The organism is Kitasatospora sp. NPDC004669 (assembly GCF_040609455.1).
Taxonomy (GTDB): Bacteria; Actinomycetota; Actinomycetes; order Streptomycetales; family Streptomycetaceae; genus Kitasatospora.
Genome location: NZ_JBEXKB010000231.1, coordinates 1 through 1,207 on the forward strand (window position 1 = coordinate 1; position 1,207 = coordinate 1,207).

Below are 1,207 nucleotides of genomic sequence, written 5' to 3' on the forward strand. Positions count from 1 at the left end.
GGGAGTAGTTCCACTGCCCGTGGGTCTCGTGCTTGACCAGGGGCAGGGCGGCGAAGCGGTCCTTGCTGATCGCGATGCCCGTGGGGTAGTCGCCCGTGTCGAGGTGGGCCTCCACCGTCAGCCCGGTGCGGGTGCGGGTGGCGGCGATCGTCTGCAACACGACGTCGTGGCTGGTCAGCGGCCGGCCGCGCCAGTTGTGGGTGATGTGTGAGAACAGCCGGTGCTCGATCTTGTTCCACTTCGAAGTACTTGGTGGGAAGTGGCAGACCGTGATCACGAGACCGGTCTCGGCGGCGAGAGCGGCCAGTTCACTCTTCCAGACGCGGTAGCGGTAGCCGTTGGATCCGCCGGCGTCCGCTGTGATCAGCAGCCGAGTCGCGATCGGGTAGTCGATCTGCCCGCGAGTCTTCCACCAGCGGCGGATCGACTCGACGGCGAAGGTGGCGGTGTCGTGGTCGACGCCGACGTTGACCCAGCCGGCGTTGCGGGCAATGTCGTAGACGCCGTACGGGATGGCCTGCTCGACATCCGGTCCGCTGAAGAAGAAGTGGTGGTCCTCGACCTGGACCGGGTCGCCCTTGGGGCGCCACTCGCGTCCGGCCATGGGCAGGCGGCCGATCTGCTCGCGTTTCTTGGTATCCACGCTGATGACCGGCTCGCCGGCCGCCTGATGCTGCTTGACCTGCTCATTCAGGTAATGGAACTGGGCGTCGCGGTCGGGATGCTGGCTGCCTTCGAGAGTCTTGGCGTTGCTCTGCAGGCTGAAGCCCGCCTGCTTGAGCAGCCGGCCCACCGTCGGCGCGGAGACCGGATGACCTTGTCTGCCCAGTTCCTCGGCCAGGTGCCGCAGCGACTTCGTCGTCCAGCGCAGCGGGGATTCCGGGTCCCCGCGCTCATCGGGCTCGACCAGGGCCATCAGCGCGTCCACCAGACCCGGGGCGATCGCCTCGGCCCGCTTGCGGCCTCCGCCCGCGACACGAGTCCGCCCGTCAGGCAGTGGCCCGGCTCCGGACTCCAGCTCCGCGACGCCCCGGCGCACGGTGGTCTCGCTCATCCCGGCTGCCTGGGCGGCGACGCGCACCCCGCCGTGACCGAGCAGCCTCGCCTCGGCCGCCACCGCCAAGCGCCGCTGCCGCTCGTTCAGATGGGGCAGCAACACTGAGAAACGACAATCGAGTTGGGACAGCATCTGTTCCGTGATCGCCAT

General features: G+C 68.4%; 1 protein-coding gene. It reads right to left on the minus strand.

Translation table 11 applies throughout. The features are described 5' to 3' along the window. Nucleotides 1–1,207: ISAzo13 family transposase (locus ABZW30_RS47070; protein WP_355677506.1), on the minus strand; the 1,207-nt coding region annotated here is incomplete at its 3' end.